Origin of the sequence: Crossiella sp. CA198 (assembly GCF_052078295.1) — a bacterium.
Classification (GTDB): domain Bacteria; phylum Actinomycetota; class Actinomycetes; order Mycobacteriales; family Pseudonocardiaceae; genus Crossiella.
The window spans coordinates 200,521-215,466 of sequence record NZ_JBQJIM010000011.1 but is presented as its reverse complement, the minus strand read 5'-3'; the positions used below and the strand labels follow the sequence as shown (position 1 = coordinate 215,466).

The 14,946-nt window shown below is 70.6% G+C and carries 17 protein-coding genes; 5 read left to right on the top strand and 12 right to left on the bottom strand.

All coding sequences use genetic code 11. The features are described 5' to 3' along the window. Position 1 precedes the first annotated feature (1 nt). Complete coding sequence (locus ACTOWY_RS20175; protein ID WP_441311189.1) at positions 2 to 1,246, top strand: hypothetical protein; 1,245 nt, start codon at positions 2 to 4, stop codon at positions 1,244 to 1,246. 49 nt (positions 1,247 to 1,295) lie between these two features. On the opposite strand, the gene ACTOWY_RS20170 is transcribed toward ACTOWY_RS20175, so the two are convergent. The 3 genes from ACTOWY_RS20170 to ACTOWY_RS20160 all read right to left on the bottom strand — a co-directional run bounded on the left by ACTOWY_RS20170 (position 1,296) and on the right by ACTOWY_RS20160 (position 3,756). After that, complete coding sequence (locus ACTOWY_RS20170) at positions 1,296 to 2,177, bottom strand: spermidine synthase (protein ID WP_441311188.1); 882 nt, start codon at positions 2,175 to 2,177, stop codon at positions 1,296 to 1,298. Further along, entirely contained in the window at positions 2,174 to 2,581 is a 408-nt protein-coding gene (speD, locus tag ACTOWY_RS20165) for an adenosylmethionine decarboxylase (protein ID WP_441311187.1), read from the bottom strand. The genes ACTOWY_RS20170 and speD overlap by 4 nt, the downstream gene beginning before the upstream one ends. Positions 2,582 to 2,682: 101 nt before the next feature. Beyond that, entirely contained in the window at positions 2,683 to 3,756 is a 1,074-nt protein-coding gene (locus ACTOWY_RS20160; protein WP_441311186.1) for a type III PLP-dependent enzyme, read from the bottom strand. A 301-nt stretch (positions 3,757 to 4,057) separates the two neighbouring features. On the opposite strand from ACTOWY_RS20160, the gene ACTOWY_RS20155 reads away from it, so the two are divergent. Continuing rightward, positions 4,058 to 4,723, top strand: coding sequence for a DUF6766 family protein (locus ACTOWY_RS20155; RefSeq protein WP_441311185.1), 666 nt, complete (start codon positions 4,058 to 4,060; stop codon positions 4,721 to 4,723). 224 nt (positions 4,724 to 4,947) lie between these two features. Beyond that, positions 4,948 to 5,949, top strand: coding sequence for an ArsR/SmtB family transcription factor (locus tag ACTOWY_RS20150; protein ID WP_441311184.1), 1,002 nt, complete (start codon positions 4,948 to 4,950; stop codon positions 5,947 to 5,949). Between the two features lie 76 nt (positions 5,950 to 6,025). Here the strand turns inward: ACTOWY_RS20150 and ACTOWY_RS20145 are convergent, their stop codons facing one another. Beyond that, positions 6,026 to 6,880, bottom strand: a complete 855-nt coding sequence (locus tag ACTOWY_RS20145; protein WP_441311183.1) for a serine hydrolase — start codon at positions 6,878 to 6,880, stop codon at positions 6,026 to 6,028. Further along, complete coding sequence (locus tag ACTOWY_RS20140; RefSeq protein WP_441311182.1) at positions 6,877 to 7,833, bottom strand: LysR substrate-binding domain-containing protein; 957 nt, start codon at positions 7,831 to 7,833, stop codon at positions 6,877 to 6,879. Before ACTOWY_RS20140 ends, ACTOWY_RS20145 begins: the two co-directional genes overlap by 4 nt. A 115-nt stretch (positions 7,834 to 7,948) precedes the next feature. On the opposite strand from ACTOWY_RS20140, the gene ACTOWY_RS20135 reads away from it, so the two are divergent. Continuing rightward, on the top strand, positions 7,949 to 8,986 hold the full coding sequence (locus ACTOWY_RS20135; protein ID WP_441311181.1) for an MBL fold metallo-hydrolase: 1,038 nt from the start codon (positions 7,949 to 7,951) through the stop codon (positions 8,984 to 8,986). Here ACTOWY_RS20135 and ACTOWY_RS20130 read toward each other — a convergent pair. From ACTOWY_RS20130 to ACTOWY_RS20110, 5 genes are read right to left on the bottom strand one after another with little or no spacing between them, the layout of a single operon-like run. Further along, positions 8,976 to 9,704, bottom strand: a complete 729-nt coding sequence (locus tag ACTOWY_RS20130) for a DNA alkylation repair protein (protein WP_441311180.1) — start codon at positions 9,702 to 9,704, stop codon at positions 8,976 to 8,978. The two genes, ACTOWY_RS20135 and ACTOWY_RS20130, sit on opposite strands and share 11 nt — an antisense overlap. Further along, positions 9,704 to 10,123 (bottom strand): glyoxalase superfamily protein, encoded by a 420-nt coding sequence (locus tag ACTOWY_RS20125; protein WP_441311179.1) that lies wholly within the window; start codon positions 10,121 to 10,123, stop codon positions 9,704 to 9,706. The genes ACTOWY_RS20130 and ACTOWY_RS20125 overlap by 1 nt, the downstream gene beginning before the upstream one ends. Then, positions 10,120 to 10,617, bottom strand: coding sequence for an SRPBCC family protein (locus ACTOWY_RS20120; RefSeq protein WP_441311178.1), 498 nt, complete (start codon positions 10,615 to 10,617; stop codon positions 10,120 to 10,122). The genes ACTOWY_RS20125 and ACTOWY_RS20120 overlap by 4 nt, the downstream gene beginning before the upstream one ends. Beyond that, the gene (locus ACTOWY_RS20115; protein ID WP_441311177.1) at positions 10,610 to 10,951 is read right to left on the bottom strand and encodes an ArsR/SmtB family transcription factor; all 342 of its coding nucleotides are present in this window, start codon (positions 10,949 to 10,951) and stop codon (positions 10,610 to 10,612) included. Before ACTOWY_RS20115 ends, ACTOWY_RS20120 begins: the two co-directional genes overlap by 8 nt. Before the next feature lie 58 nt (positions 10,952 to 11,009). Beyond that, entirely contained in the window at positions 11,010 to 11,495 is a 486-nt protein-coding gene (locus tag ACTOWY_RS20110) for a DoxX family protein (RefSeq protein WP_441311176.1), read from the bottom strand. Between the two features lie 95 nt (positions 11,496 to 11,590). Between ACTOWY_RS20110 and ACTOWY_RS20105 the strand changes: the two genes are divergently transcribed. Further along, positions 11,591 to 12,154 carry a TetR/AcrR family transcriptional regulator gene (locus ACTOWY_RS20105; protein WP_441311175.1) on the top strand — a complete coding sequence of 188 codons (564 nt, stop codon included), beginning with the start codon at positions 11,591 to 11,593 and terminating at the stop codon, positions 12,152 to 12,154. Here the strand turns inward: ACTOWY_RS20105 and ACTOWY_RS20100 are convergent. Continuing rightward, positions 12,151 to 13,890 (bottom strand): lipoxygenase family protein, encoded by a 1,740-nt coding sequence (locus tag ACTOWY_RS20100; RefSeq protein ID WP_441311174.1) that lies wholly within the window; start codon positions 13,888 to 13,890, stop codon positions 12,151 to 12,153. The two genes, ACTOWY_RS20105 and ACTOWY_RS20100, sit on opposite strands and share 4 nt — an antisense overlap. An 82-nt stretch (positions 13,891 to 13,972) precedes the next feature. Continuing rightward, positions 13,973 to 14,905 (bottom strand): trypsin-like serine protease, encoded by a 933-nt coding sequence (locus ACTOWY_RS20095; RefSeq protein ID WP_441311173.1) that lies wholly within the window; start codon positions 14,903 to 14,905, stop codon positions 13,973 to 13,975. Positions 14,906 to 14,946: the final 41 nt, after the last annotated feature.

Below are 14,946 nucleotides of genomic sequence, written 5' to 3'. Positions count from 1 at the left end.
GATGGGCCAGGAAATCAGGTACATCGCGATCAGCCGGGACGGCAGCCTGCCACGCTCCCAAGCCTTCGACGGCCGCACCATCTACGACTACTTCAACCAGAACGTCAAAGGCACCGGCCCCACGGTCGAGGCCAACAAAGACTCCTGGAACAAACTCGGCACACGCTACGACGCCGTCGCCCAGCTGATCACCGACGCCATGTCCACCGGCCGGATCGCCTTCGAGGGCAAAGCCGCCGACGCCATGCAGAACAAGATCGCCCCCGTCGTGGCCATCGCCACCCAGGCCAAAGGCGTCTGCGACAGCGTCGCACTCCAGGTCGCCGCACAAGGAGACCACGCCCGGCGAGCACAACAGGCCATGGAACAGGTCCCCGATGTGCCCGACAAGCCCTGGCTCAACGACCTCAACCCCATGGACACCGACTACGACAAAGCCAAACGCGCCGAAAGCGAAGCGTTCAAACGCAACCAGGAACGCTTCGAGTCCTACCGCGGCAACACCCAGGGCACCGTCGACGCCCTGCCCCAATACCAATTCCAGCCCCAACCCGAACTGACCCTGGACACCGGCAACGGCAACCCAGGTGAAGTCGACCCCGGCCGCCGCGACCCAGGCCGAGTCGACCCACCACGCGGACTCCCAGGACAACCAGGCCGCGTGGACCCACCCGGCCCCGGCGGCGGACCCACCGTCAGTGGAGGCGGGGGCGGCACCGGCAACGACCAGGTACGCAACGACTGGAACATCCCAGCACCACCCCCAGTCGGCGGACCCCCACTGCCACAACCCATTCCCGCACCTGGACCAGTCCCCGGACCGAGCCCACTGCCGATTCCGGTGCCACCACCCGGTTTCCCGCCCGGTGGCGGGCAGCCACCCGGGGCCGGTGGTGGCCGTGGTGGCCAGGGCGGCGGGTTCGGGCCGCGGGGCAGTGGCGGGGCCTTCGGGTCCGGCGGTGCGGGCGGTTCCGGTGCGGGCAAGGGTTTTGGGCCCGGTGGGTCGGCGGGCATCGGCGCTGACCCGCACGCGGCCGGTGGTCGTGGTGGACCCGGTGGCACCGGCGCACGTGGCGCGGCGGGCACCCCCGGTGGGCCGATGGGCGCCGGGTCGGGTGCTCGCGGCGAGGAGGACAAGGAACGGCGCAGGCCGGAGTACCTGATCGAGACCGAGGACATCTTCGGCGACGTCCGGACGGTCGCCCCGCCGGTGATCGGCGAGACCGGCGGGCCCTACGGGAACTGAGTCACCGCGCGTGCCGGTCCGTTCTGCCCGGACCGGCACGCGGGTGCGTTCAGCTATAGCTCTTGCGCACCAGGTACGGCGGAATGCTGTTGCCGCGCAAGGACTCCGCGTCGATGGACGCGGGCGGGTAGCTGCTCGTGCCGAGCCGCTCGACCATTTTCTCCACCGGCGACTCCACCTCGTCGGCGCGGCCGAACAGGTAGGCCCACTCGTGCTCGTCGGAGCCGTAGTAGACGACGGTGCCGAAGGTGTCGTTGAAGCGCTGCCAGGAGCGGACCAGGGTGGTGTTGCGCCACATGGTCTGGCAGCCGGCCTGGGTGATCACCACGCCGCCGGGGGCCAGCACCGCCTTGCACATGCCGAGGAACTCCTCGCCGTAGAGGCGGTTGTGCTGGGCCTCCTCCTCGCGCTCGTCCGGCAGGTCCACCAGCACGATGTCGTAGCGCAGGCTCTCGTCCGCGGCGGCGTCGAGCAGGTACTGCCAGCCGTCGGTGTAGTGCAGCCGCACCGGGCCCTGATGCGCCTCGGCGGCGGCCAGTTCGGCCGGGGTGTAGCCGTAAGGCAGGTTCTCCGCGCACACCTTGACGCACTCGGAGTCGATGTCCACGTGGTCCACGATCTCGGCGCCGAAGGCCACCGACAGCTGACAGACCACGCCCTCGCTGGAACCGACCACCAGCACCCGCTTGACCTTCTCCGCCAGCAGCAGACCGGGCACCAGCAGCGCCTCGTGGTAGGTCAGCTGGCTGTACTCGGTGCTCTGCCGGTCGTTGTCGCAGAACAGGGACACACCCTGCTCGGTCCGGCCGATCACCACGTGCTGGAAGGCGGTGTCGCCCTCCCACAGCACGTCCCGCACGTCCCAGATCCGGGTCAGGCCCGGTCCCATGGGTTCGCGGATGACCCGCGTGGCCTCGACGACACTGGTCATGGGGTCACCTTCATCTCGTTCTGGTTTTCCAGGCCACGCCTGATGGTCCGGCTCTGCACCGTGGTGGCGCCCATCGCCTCGGCCAGCAGGCCGACCGCGACCTCGGGCTGGGCCTTGGTGCCACAGGTGAACACGTCGACGAACACCGACCCGATCTCCGGATAGGTGTGCAGGGAGGCGTGGGACTCCGACAGCAGGGCGAGCACGGTCACCCCCTGCGGGTCGAACTGCTTGGAGATGACTTGCAGCACGGTCGCACCGGCCCGCTTCAGCGCGTCATCCAGGATCTGGCAGAGGAACACCTCGTCGTCAAGCAACGCGGCGTCGATCCCGTCGATCTCCGCGAGGACGTGCTGTCCGCTGAACAAACCGACGGTCTGCACCGCTTCAGGAGCAATGGACATCTATCAACCTCCCTACTGTCGAAGTAGCGCGCGGGGTTCGCGCGCAGGGAAGGCCCAGCCCGCACGGGGATGGGGAGTTGGGGTGGGCGTGCTGGTGTGGGTCAGAGGCAGTGCGTGGGCAGCGGCGCGAAGCCGTTGAACTCCACTGAGGCGTAGCTGGCGGTGTAGGCCCCCGCGCTGAGGATGTCCACGTGGTCTCCGGCGCGTAGCGCCAACGGCAACTCGTACACCGTGCGCTGGTAGAGGACGTCGTCGCCGTCGCAGGTCGGCCCGGCGAGCACCACCGGTCCGCGCGCGTCCGTCGGCGTGCCCGCGGCCAGCCGGTAGGTGATCATCTCACCCTCGGTCTCGGCGAGTCCGTTGTAGCGGCCGATGTCCAGGTACACCCAGCGCCGATCGTCCACATAGGACTTCCGGGCGACCAGCACGACCTCGGTGCGGATGATCCCGGCGTCCGCGGCGATCGCGCGGCCGGGTTCGATCAGCACTCGCGGCCGGTGCGCGCCGAAGTGCTCGGTGAGCGCGCCCTCGATGGCCTCGGCGTACTCGGCCAGCGGCGGCGTGCTCTCGGTGTAGCGGGCGGGGAAACCGCCGCCGAGGTTGACCAGCGTGGGCTCGATGCCGCGCTCGCGCAGGGTCCGGGTGATCCGGCCGGCCTGGGCGATGCCGTCGTGCCAGGCATGCGGGTCGACCTGCTGGGAGCCCACGTGGAAGGAGACTCCGGCCGGGCGCAGACCGAGCCTGCCCGCTTCGGCGAGCAGGTCCAGGGCCATGTCCTCGGCGCAGCCGAACTTCTTGCCGAAGGGCGTGCCCGCGCTCTCGTTGACCACCAGCACCCGGCAGAAGACCGCGGATCCCGGCGCGTGCTCGGCGAGCTTGGCCAGGTCCTCGGCGCTGTCGGTGACGTAGAGCCGGACCCCGGCCGCGTAGGCGCGGGCGATGTCGGCGGCCTTCTTGATGGTGTTGCCGTAGGAGATGGTCTCCGGGCGGGCGCCCTGGGCCAGGCACAGTTCGATCTCGGCCGGGCTGGCCACGTCGAAGCGGGAGCCCAGCTCCACCAGCAGCGCCACCACCTCGGGCGCCGGGCAGGCCTTCACCGCGTAGAAGATCTCCGCGTCCGGCATTGCCGCGCGCAAGTCCAGGAAGCGCTGCCGCACGATGTCCAGGTCGAGCACCAGGCAGGGGGTGGCCGGCCGTTGGGTGTCCAGAAAACGCTGGACTCGGCCGGTATCGGCGGCTGTCGGCGGAAAAGTCGATGCGACCGTGGGGCGGGTGCGTGAATCCGTGTGCACTCCGGCAACGGCGAGGCGCTCGACCATTCCGCTAAATACCTCCGTCCCGCTACGCACGACACGCAGCGCAGCCTGCAACTCTAGGCCACCGCGACGGGTGATCCATACTCCGATCCGGTCAGACCCAGGGTCTGTCCACTGCGGACCGCGATTAGCGCAGGTCAGAGCGGGTACCCAGGCCGTTATGAGCGCGAAACGAGACGGACGTCACTGGCTGTGGCTCAATGGGCTCTCGCTGGCCATGTTCGGCAGCTTCCTGGTCTTCCTGACGTTGCAGAGCGTTTTCGGCTGGCAGGCGCACAACAACGAGCTGGCCGACTTCGGCGCGCCCGCGCTCGGTTACTGGCAGTACCTGGGCAGCGGCGATTTCGGCGAGCAGACTTTCGAGAACTGGGAGTCGGAGTTCCTCCAAATGGGCTCCTACGTGCTGCTCACCGCGTTCCTGGTGCAGCGGGGCTCACCGGAGTCCAACCCGCTCGACGGCGACAAGGGCGATGACGCGCGACCGCATCCGGACGCGCCAGCGCCGGTCAAGCGGGGCGGCTGGCTGCTCACCCTCTACCAGAACAGCCTCGGGCTGGCCCTGATCGGCATGTTCCTGCTGTCCTTCGTGCTGCACCTGTTCACCGGCACCGCGGCCTACAACGCCGAGCAGGCGCTGCACGGCAAGTCGCCGGTCAGCGCCGGGGAGTTCCTGGGCAGCGCGGAGTTCTGGTCGCAGTCGATGCAGAACTGGCAGTCGGAGTTCCTCGCCGTCGGCGTGCTCATCGTGTTCACGATCTTCCTGCGGCAGCGCAACTCGGCGCAGTCGAAGAACGTCGCCGAACCACACCGGGAGACCGGGACCTGAACCCGGGCTCGTGCGCAGCGTGTCAGGGAGCGCTGCTGTCCCAACCAGACTTCACGTGCGCCAGGGTGCAGTGCGGGGACCCGGTGAGCTAGCGGTTTCACTTCTCGCTGAAACCTAGGACGTTCAAAGTTTAACGGCACACCTAACTGTTTCAGCTTGTAACATATCGCCACCGCGGTCCCGCCAGCCGCGCCCCGTCCGCCCACTCGCCGCTGGAAGTCCCCGTGCTTCGCATCCACTTCACACCGGCCGACCTGGCCAGAGTCAGGCTCAACGACGGCGCCGACCCGCTGTGGGAGATCCTGCTCAGCCTGCACCTGGTGCAGTCCACCATCGGTTCCCAGACCTTCGGGCACTGGCGCAGGCTGGCCCGTGCCGAGCTGACCTCCTCGACCGGCCTGCTCACCGTGCTCGCCCCGCCCACCGGCTATTCGGCCGACTTCCTGACCCCGCCGGTCTCCGGGCAGACCCTCCTGGACGGCATCGAAGCGCTCTGCGGCACGGCCACACCGGTGCTGCACCGGGATCTGACCAGGCTGGCCGCCGAACGCAGGCTGCCGGGCTGGGCGGGTGAGCTGGCCAGGGGCGAGGCGCCGATGCTGCGCAGGCTGGGCACCGCGCTGCACCAGTACCACCGGGTGGCGCTGGCCCCCTACTGGCCCGCGGTCACCGCCGCGGTCCAGTCCGACCGCCAGGCCAGGGGCCAGGCCCTGCTCTCCGGCGGCCTGGACCGGCTGTTCAGCACGCTGCACCCGGCGATCCGCTGGCAGGCCCCGGTGCTGGAGGTCGACTACCCGGTGGAGCAGGACCTGCACCTGGGCGGCCGCGGCCTGCTGCTGATCCCGTCCTTCTTCTGCTGGGGCCGCCCGATCACCCTGGAGGACCCGGACCAGCCGCCGGTGCTGGTCTACCCGGTGGCCCGGACCAGCGACTGGTCCTGGTCGCTGGGCGAGCGGCCCACCGGCAGCGCCGCGCTGGGCACGCTGCTGGGCCGGACCCGCGCCCAGCTGCTGGACACCATCGCCAGCACGCCGAGCCTGACCACCACCGAACTGGCCAAGCTGATGCACATCTCCCTGGCCGGGGCGAGCCAGCACGCCAGCGTGCTGCGCAACGCGGGCCTGATCACCACCGAACGCCGGGCCGGCGCCGCCTACCACCGCCTCAGCGCGGGCGGCTCGGCCCTCCTGGATTCCTCCCGCACCCAGCTCCGCCAGGCCCGCTGACCCCGGCCGCCCACTTGGCCCAACTCGTACGCCGGGTTGGCCCAACCGGGCGTACGAGTTGGGCCAACCCGGCGAGTCAGCCGCCGGCGCGAAGGTGGTCGACGGCGAGGCGGGCGGTGGCGCCGATGACCGCGTCGGCTGCGGGCAGGGCGAAGGCGGTGCTGGCGCTGCGGGTGAAGACCGCGACGGCGTAGCGGCCGCCGTCGGGGTACTCGACCACGCCGATCTCGTTGCGCACCGTGGGCAGCGTGCCGGTCTTGCCGGAGACCCGCACGTCGTCGAAGGGGAAGCCCGAGGACAGCCGGTGCGGCCACACCTGCAGGCCCATCGCCCGCCGCAGCAGCGCCGCGCCCGGGGTCTCATCCCGCCAGATCAGGCCGAGCAGCCGGGTCATCTCCCTGGCGGTGGAGGAATTCGTGCGGGCCGGATCAAGCACTCGCAACCGGGCGAGCACCGCCGGATCGGCCAGCAGCGCCGGATCGGGGCCGCCGGCGTCCTGGGCCATGGTGGTCTGCAGGTCGCGGCCGCGGTGCCGGATGGTGGTGGCGGTCAGGCCGAGTTCGGCGAGGGTCTCGTTGAGGGCGGGCAGGCCGATCCGGTCGAGCAGGGCGTCCGCGGCGGCGTTGTCGCTGACCGCGATGGCCAGGTAGGCCAGATCGCGCAGGGACAGGGTGATCGGGTCCTGCATGGCGCCGATCCCGGTGGGGCCGCCGGTCCGCTCGCCGGGGTGCAGGGTGATCTGCTCGGCCGGATCCAGCGCCGACCGGTGCCAGGCCACCAGCAGCGGCACCTTGAACACGCTGGCCAGGCAGACCGGGGCGTCGGCGCGCACCGCGAGCTGGCCTGGACCGTCCAGGTCGGCGGCGTGCAGGTGGCCGGTGACCCCGGCTTCGGTGAAGGCGGCCTCGATCCGGCCGCGAATGCCGCTCATACCCAGAACTCCGAGACCGGTCGTGGATGCAGGGCGCTGCCCGCGGGCAGGGTGGCCTGGCGCATGCCTGCCGCGCCGAGGACCTCGGCGACCGCGGCGGCGAAGGCGTCGGTGGCCGCGGTGCGCCGGTCGGCTGGCCAGACCGGGGAGGTGCGCTGGACCAGGGGTCCGCCGCGCAACGGCCGGGAGCGGAGGCCGGGGTGCCGGGCGGCCAGGGCGCCGTCGTCCAGGGCGACCGCGGTCCCGGCCAGGACCAGGCCGGCGGCGAAGTCCGGGTTGCCCGCCGGGTGCACCTCGCCGGGGGTGAAGCCGTGCCGGGCGCAGCCGGTGAGCAGTTCGTCGTACCAGGCGGGTGCGGCGGCCCGAGGGAACAGCACCAGTCCGCCGCCCAGTTCGGCCAGGCCGATCTCGTCCCGCTCCGCCAGCCGGTGTCCCACCGGCAGCACCACCTCCAGTTCCCGCACCAGCACCGCGCCCATCGACAGTCCACTGTGGACGTCGAAGGGATGGCGCAGGATGCCCACGTCGAGGCGTCGCTGCGCCAGTTCGCACTGCTGTTCCGCGGTGGTGATCTCGTGCAGTTCCAGCTCCACCCCGGCGCATCGCTGCCGGAACGCGCTCACCAGCGCGCCGATCGCGCCGCCGCCGAGGTCCGGCAGGATCCCGGCCCGCAACGTGCCGACCTCGCCGCGCGCGACCTGACCCGCCAGCGCGCGCAGCCGCTCGGCCCGCTCGACCAGGTCCCTGGCCTCGGCGAGCAGCAACCGGCCGCCGTCGGTGAGCGCGACGGTGCGCGCGGACCGGTCGAACAGCCGCACGCCCAGCTCGCGTTCCAGGCGCTGGATGCGCTGGGACAGCGGGGGCTGGGCCATGCCCAGGCGGTGCGCGGCCCGGCCGAAATGCAGTTCCTCGGCGACCGCGAGGAAGTAGCGGAGATGCCGGACCAGGTCCACAAGCAGGGATGATATCGGATCGGGTATGGCTGCGGTTGCGATATCGGTGTTGGACACTGGGGATGGGCTCTGATCAACTCGCGCCGTTCGAGTCGATGACGAGAGGGGATCTTCGATGTGCGACGAGTGCGCCGGGGCGCCGGACCCGGGCCGGCGGAATCTGTTGCGCGGCCTGCTCGCGGGCACCGCGGGGGCGACGGTGGCCGCGACCGGGCTGGGCGCGGCGGCGGCCCAGGCCGCCCCGGGCAACGCCGCACCCGCCGAGGCCGCCGGCGCCGCCGGTGCCGGGTGGCCGCGCCGGGCCAGTGCCGGGGTCCGGTTCCGGTGGCTGGGGGTGGCGGGGTGGGAGCTGGGCTTCGACGGGCGGCGGGTGCTGATCGACCCGTACCTCAGCCGGTTCCGCTACACCACCGCCGCGGGCGCCCTCGACCCGTCGGCCCCGCTGACCACCAACCTCCAGCACCTCGCTCCCGTCCTCGACGATCCGGCGCCGGTGGAGCTGATCCTGCTGACCCACGGGCACTGGGACCATCTCGCTGACGTGCCGCACCTGATGAAAGCCTTGCACCGCAAGGACAAGAACACGCCCCGGGTCACCGGCACCGAGACGCACCGCTGCCTGCTCACCGCGCTGGGCGTCGATCCAGGGCGGATGATCGACGTCCGCGGTGGCGAGTACCTGGACTTCCAGGGTTTCACCGTGCGCGGATTCCGCAGCCTGCACGGGACCGGGGCCAACTACCAGTACTTCGCGCCCGGCACCCATCGCACTCCCCCGCCGCCGCCGACCACCATCGGCGAACTGGTCGAGGGCGGCACCCTGGCCTATCGGGTGGATGTCGGGGACCGGTTGTCGGCGGTGTTCATCGGCACCGCGGCGTTCATCGAGAACGAACTGGCGGGGCAGCGACCGGATGTCGCCGTGCTGAGCCTGACCGGCGGCACCACCTACCAGTTCGTGGAGCGGGCCCTGGTCACACTGGGGCGGCCCCGGTTCGTGGTGCCCAGTCACCACGACCGGATGGACACCCCGCTCGGCACGCCGGGGATCGATCCCCAGTTGCTGCGGGACTTCCGGGCGGTGGTGGCCCGGATCAGCCCACGCAGCACGGTGATCGAGCCGGACGGGCACCTCGGCACCTTCACGCTGTAGCGGCTTTGAGTTCCCGGTAGTGGCGGCGGCGATCCTCGGGCAGGCGTTCGATGGCATAGCGCAGGGTGACCCTGGGCATGGTCGGCGCGTGCCGGTCCAGGAATTCGCGGTGGCGGTCGGGGGCCCGGTTGGCGACCTCGCGTAACCAGCCGCCGACCGCCTTGTGGATGAGATCCTCCTTGTCCGCCAACAGGATTTCCGCGATGGCCAGGGTGTCCTCGACCTCGCCCTTGCGCAGGAAGAAGGCGGTGGCGTAGATGGCGGTGCGCCGGGCCCACAGATTCGCCGACCGGGCCAGCTTGTAGAGCGGGGCGCGGTCCCTGGCGTACAGGTAGCCGCCAACCACGTGCGGGGCGGCCAGGTCGACCAGGTCCCAGTTGTTGATCCGGTCCAGGCGGCGCAGGTACAGCTCGTAGAGTTCTTTCCTGCGCTCGTCCGGGGTGCGTGTGCGGCGGGCGTGTTTGTCCATGATGGACAGTGCACCGGCCCGGATCTCGTGCAGTGGACTGTCCAGGAGCCGGTCCAGTTCGGCGATGGGCAGTTCGAGGAAGTCTTTGGCCGCCTCGAACAGCGCGCCCATCCGCACGCCAAGGAACACATCGCCTTCGCCGTACTCGCCGGGTCCGGTTTTGAAGTAGCGCTGGAGTTTCTCTTTCTCCACCGGATCGGCCAGCGCGGTGAGCCGGGCGGTGAACGCCGCGGCGGTCAGCGCGCTCATCAGTCCACGCCCCGGCTGGTGATCTGCTGCACCGCCCAGCTGTTGCCGTCCGGATCGTCGAAGAAGACGAAGCCCTGGTTGTTGAGATCATCCTCGGCGGTGGCCGGCCGGAAGCCACCAGCGCCGGCCACCTGGACCTCGGAGACCGGCACCCCGCGCTCGGCCAGCTGGGCGTGCGCGGCCCGCACATCACCGACCACGAGCTGCACGCCCTTGAGCGAACCGGGCGCCATCTGGGACATGCCCTTGCTGATCACGATCGAACAGCCCGAGCCGGGCGGGGTGAGCTGGACGATGTGCACGTCCTCGCTGATCCTGGTGTCGTGATCGACGGCGAAGCCCAGCTTGTCCGCGTAGAACTCGCGGGCGCGGGCCAGGTCGGCGACCGGGACGATGACGACTTCCAGGGTCCACTTCACGGTGTTCCTCCTTGGCGGACAAGGGAGTCCAGCACGATGTCCAGGCGGCGGTAGCCCTCGCCGAGGCCGCGTTCCATCGGACTGGCCACCGCCTGGTCGCGGGCCTGTGTGCTCGGGTAGCGAATGGTGGTGGTGAGCACGGTCCGGCCGTCGGACTCGGCCAGGTCCTGGGTCACCACGGACTCACCGGGCACCCACTGGTCGTCGAAGGATTCGGTGTGCACCAGGCGTTCCGGCGGCTGGATCTCCCAGTACACACCGCCGTGGCCCATCTCCAGACCCTCGGCGTTGCGGGATAGGAACCGCCAGCGTCCGCCGACCCGTAGGTCGATCTCACAGTCGACGAGCTGCCAGCCCTGGGCGCCGAGCCAGCGTTTCAGCAACGGCGGCTCGGTGAGGGCGGCGAAGACCAGCCGGGCCGGGGCGGCGAACTCGCGGCGTAACCCGATCTCCCGGTCGGTCGGGGTGGTGACGGTCAGGCTCGGTTCAGCCACGGTTCTCCTCCTCTTCCTGTATCTCGGCGAGTAGCGCGTCGAGCCGGTCGAAGCTGGCCGCCCAGTACTCGCGGTAGGCCGCCAGCCAGTCGGTGGCGGCTTTCAGCGGCCGGGCCTCCAGCCGGACCGGTCGCCGTTGCGCGTCCCTGCCGCGCGAGACCAGGCCCGCGCGTTCGAGCACCTTGAGGTGTTTGGAGATCGCGGGCTGGCTCATCGCGAACGGCTCGGCCAGCTCGGTGACCGTCGCCTCGCCCTGGGTCAGCCGGGCGAGGATGGCCCGCCGGGTGGGGTCGGCGAGCGCGGCGAAGGTCGCGTCGAGCAAGTCGGGCGCCATATCCATAACCTCTCGGTTTCATAACCTGTCAGTTTTCTACTCCGTTCGCGGCCGGAGGTCAAGCCCGCAGGTCAGCGCCTGGCGCGGGCGCGGTGCGGGTGGCGTGGCGGAGGCCGAGGAACACCGCGATGGTGGCGACCAGGAAGACGATCTGCAGCGCGGTGCGCGACCAGAGCTGGTCGAACACGCTCAGGGACAGGCCATTGAGCGCGGCGTAGACGTTGGCCGGGAACATCACCAGCAGCAACACGGTGAGCGCGCCCGCGGCCCAGCGTGCGGTCGGCGTCCACAGCAGGCCCAGGGCCCCGGCCAGTTCCAGCACCCCAGTAACCGTGACCAGCAGTTCCGGCGCGGGCAGCGCGGGCGGGACCATCGCGATCAGCTCGGCCCGCAGGCCGATGAAGTGCGCAAGGCCGGTCGCGGTGAACATCGCCGCCAGCCCACCGCGCAGCGGCGCCGTCCACGGCCGCAACCAGCGCACGCCCAGGCGTCCAGCCAGCCACAACACCAGGGTGACCACGATCAGGATGACGAACGGAGCCATCGCCCCACCTTCCCCAGAAGCTCGAACTTGTCGGTGACAAGATGCGCCGCGAACCGGCATCTTGTCAACGTCTAGATTCGGGTTAGGGTGGCCCCATGGCGACCAGGGACTCCTACCACCACGGCGATCTGCGGCGCGCGCTGCTGGCCGCGGCCGTCACCGCGATCACCGAGGCGGGCCCGGCCGGGTTCAGCCTGCGCGAGCTGGCCCGGCGGGCCGGGGTCTCGCACGCCGCGCCGGTGCACCACTTCGGCGACAAGGCGGGGGTGTTCACCGCGCTGGCCGCCGAGGGTTTCGAGCTGTTGGCGGACGCGCTGACCGAGGTGGCCGAGCGGACCGGCAGCTTCGCCGAGGTGGGCGTGGCCTATGTGCGGTTCGCGGTCGGGCACCGGGCGCACTTCGAGGTGATGTTCCGCCCGGAGCTGTACCGCGCCGAGGATCCGGCGGTGCTGGCCGCCCGCGAGCGGGCGAACGCGCCGCTGGTCAGCGGGGTGCGGTCGGTGCGCAGGGCCGGGCCGGAACTGGGTGAGATCGCGGCCTGGTCCCTGGTGCACGGGTTCGCCACGCTGTGGCTCACCGGCGCGCTGCCCCCGGCGGTCGGCACCGATCCGGAGGCAGCGGCGCGGGTGATCACCGCGATACTGGTCAGCGGGCTCTAGATGTTGGTGCTGTTGGGAATCAGCGAGGGCTGCAGGTACTCATACGGCACCGCGCGCCGCTGATTGCGGGCGGCGATGGCGTCCTCTACGCCGCCGAGCTGGGCCTGGAACCGCCGGTGCGCGGCCGCGGCCGGGCCGGTGGCGAAGTCGCGGCCGTAGTCGCCGAGCGTGGTGTGGTGGACCGAGCCGAGGAAGGTCATCACGCAGAACTGCTGCACCGCCACGTCCAGCGGGGGCAGGTTGGCCAGCCAGTCCGCCTCGCTGTGCCCCTTGCCCCGAGGCTCCGGCGTGTACCCGGCCAGGGGGTTGGCGGGCAGGAAGGCCAGGTGGTCCTTTTGCGCGAAGTTCACCGCGGCGTGCTGCGGGCCCGCGGTCCAGATGACCATGGTCAGGATCTCGGCGAGATCGGCCTGGTCGGCGATTTTCCCTGGCGTGGCGCCAAAATCGCGGACCTGGCCGTCGGTGGCTACCTCGGCCGCCCAGGACTGGAGTTCGTGGTCGGCGCGCACGTCGGCGTCATCGCGGTAGTACAGCGCGACGAACTCCTGCACCCAGTCCTGGATGGCCTGCCAGACCAGCAGGCCGTCGTCGCGGTAGGGGTAGTGCGGCAGCGACCGGCCGCCGGTGCCATGCCCGGCCAGCCGCCTCGGCAGGTAGTTGTCCCGGAAGGAGTGGCCGGCGCGATGCTTGGCCAGCCACGGGTAGGTGCTCTTCAGGTCCGAGCCGATCAGGTACTCCACCGCCTTGCCCGGCTGGATCAACAGTTCCACCGCGAGCTTGTTGATCGAGAAGGTGCCCTCGAAGTGCCTGCGCAGCAGTACCCACACCGGGTGATTGGCGGCGAAGTTGCGCACCCCGGCCAGCAGCACCGGTTCGCTCATCAGATGGGTGAAACCCAGGTGGGTCAACACCTCGTGGTAGGTGTTGTGCGCGGCCAGCACGCAGTTCTTGGCCAGGTTCCAGGAGTGCCCGTCGGCCGGGGTGTAGATCTCCCGCCCGGCCGGGTCCTGGCCGCACTGGATGGCGAAGGGCCGGAGCTGATCGCCGTTGCGGGGCACGCAGAAGGCCACCATCGGCGCGTACATGTACTTGGGTGCCTGCGGGTGGGCGCCGTTGTCCAGTTCGGCCATGGACTCGTAGTCCACCCAGTACACCCGGCCGGCGGCGATCGCGGTGGCCAGGTCGTCGGCGCCGAGCTGGGGCACCTGGTCGAGGTGTTCGGTGCTGATCGGGAACTTCGCCGGGATGTGTGTCATCCGGGTGAGCCGGGTCGGGTCCGGCCCGGCCACGAAGCACTCGGCGAAGTAGTCGTCACTCCGGAACCGCTCCATCACCGAGGGTGGTTGCGACAGCGCGAAGACATCGCGGAAATCCTGCAGGCTCTTCTCCCGGACATCGCCGGTGACGCCGCCGGGCAGCGGCATGAAGTAGTCCACGATCCCGGCCATGTCATCTTCCCTGACCATCGCGGCCAGCTTCAGCGGCGCGAGCGGCCGCAGGTCGTTGACGAAGTTCCACTTGCCCTGCCGACGCAGCATCCGCAGGTTCAGCCGCAGACGTTCCTGCTGCTCCAGGGCCCGTAACCGCCACCGGGAGGACGGCGCGTCCTGCTCGCCGCCCCCCGCGGCCACCGGGAAACCGAGTTCCAGGTTGTACCGGTAGGTGGCGCGGACGGCGGCCACCTGGTCGGCCCGGTCCGCGCGCTGGTCGCGGTGCGAGATCAAGTAGTCGGCCACAGGCGCGAGGCTGCCACGGGCCCGCGAGCCTTCGGCGGTGATCCGCGGGCCCGTGGCAAATAGTGCGCGAAATAGGGTCCGGTCAGGAGTTGCAGGCCCCCAGGTCCTGCCAGTACCAGGGTCCGGCGCCGGGTTCCTGGGCCCGGTTCCACCAGATCGAGCGCCAGCGCCGCCCGTTGTGCGCGACCTCGGTCTCCGGCGGGTACAGCTGATCGCCGGTCCAGGCCGCGGTGCTGCCACAGCCCGTGCCGGGATCGCCGCCGGTGACCTGGTCGATCCACTGCTTGTGCGCCGGCACGTTCATGTAGATCGCCGGGGCCTGCCCGCAGGTCGGCTGCCCGCGGCCGGCCCGGCTGGTCGCGCCGGTCAGCTCCCAGCGCCCGTTGCCCTGGCGGACCGAGGGACCACCGGAGTCGCCGTAGCAGGCGCCCGCGCTGGGCAGGCCGCCCAGACACAGTTCGGTCTGCGGGTTGAAGTTGTCGGTGCAGCCGCTGGCCTGCACCCGCACATCGACCTCCTGCAGCTGGACCGGCGCGCCACCACAACCGCGGGTCGGACAGGTCTGGCCCCAGCCGATCAGCCGGGTCTCCGTGCCCGCCGCGCCACCGTCGGCGGCGAGCGCGATCGGCGCCTGCGGCACCGCGGCACTGAGCCGGACCAGCGCGATGTCACCCTGGCCCTGCACGATCTGCGCGGTCTGGGCCAGGGTGCCGCCCGCGTTCCAGGTGGTGCTGCCGACCCGGATCCGGAACCCGCCGGGGCTCTGGCCCTGGACACAGTGTTTCGCGGTCACCACCCAGGTCGGGGTGATCAGCGAACCACCGCAGAAATGTCCCTGACCGCCTTGCAGCGAGGCCATGAACGAATACACCTCGCTGGCCGGGCGGCCACCGACGATCAACGGTTGAACATCGTCATTGTTGGTTGTCGCAGCATTTACCGAGGAGGCGAAGCCCGTCGTCAGGGCCAGGGCTGCGACCAGCGCCGCACCCCATCCCCGCCAGCTTGACCACATGTCTTGTCCTTTCCACAGGGCCGCCGGAAAAGCAGGGCAGG

Excerpts from the sequence above, each read along its gene's own strand:
- ACTOWY_RS20175 (WP_441311189.1), top strand. The coding sequence starts at position 2 with ATGGGCCAGGAAATCAGGTACATCGCGATCAGCCGGGACGGCAGCCTG.
- ACTOWY_RS20170 (WP_441311188.1), bottom strand. The coding sequence starts at position 2,177 with ATGACCAGTGTCGTCGAGGCCACGCGGGTCATCCGCGAACCCATGGGA.
- speD (WP_441311187.1), bottom strand. The coding sequence starts at position 2,581 with ATGTCCATTGCTCCTGAAGCGGTGCAGACCGTCGGTTTGTTCAGCGGA.
- ACTOWY_RS20155 (WP_441311185.1), top strand. The coding sequence starts at position 4,058 with ATGAGCGCGAAACGAGACGGACGTCACTGGCTGTGGCTCAATGGGCTC.
- ACTOWY_RS20145 (WP_441311183.1), bottom strand. The coding sequence starts at position 6,880 with ATGAGCGGCATTCGCGGCCGGATCGAGGCCGCCTTCACCGAAGCCGGG.
- ACTOWY_RS20135 (WP_441311181.1), top strand. The coding sequence starts at position 7,949 with ATGTGCGACGAGTGCGCCGGGGCGCCGGACCCGGGCCGGCGGAATCTG.
- ACTOWY_RS20130 (WP_441311180.1), bottom strand. The coding sequence starts at position 9,704 with ATGAGCGCGCTGACCGCCGCGGCGTTCACCGCCCGGCTCACCGCGCTG.
- ACTOWY_RS20115 (WP_441311177.1), bottom strand. The coding sequence starts at position 10,951 with ATGGCGCCCGACTTGCTCGACGCGACCTTCGCCGCGCTCGCCGACCCC.
- ACTOWY_RS20110 (WP_441311176.1), bottom strand. The coding sequence starts at position 11,495 with ATGGCTCCGTTCGTCATCCTGATCGTGGTCACCCTGGTGTTGTGGCTG.
- ACTOWY_RS20105 (WP_441311175.1), top strand. The coding sequence starts at position 11,591 with ATGGCGACCAGGGACTCCTACCACCACGGCGATCTGCGGCGCGCGCTG.
- ACTOWY_RS20095 (WP_441311173.1), bottom strand. The coding sequence starts at position 14,905 with ATGTGGTCAAGCTGGCGGGGATGGGGTGCGGCGCTGGTCGCAGCCCTG.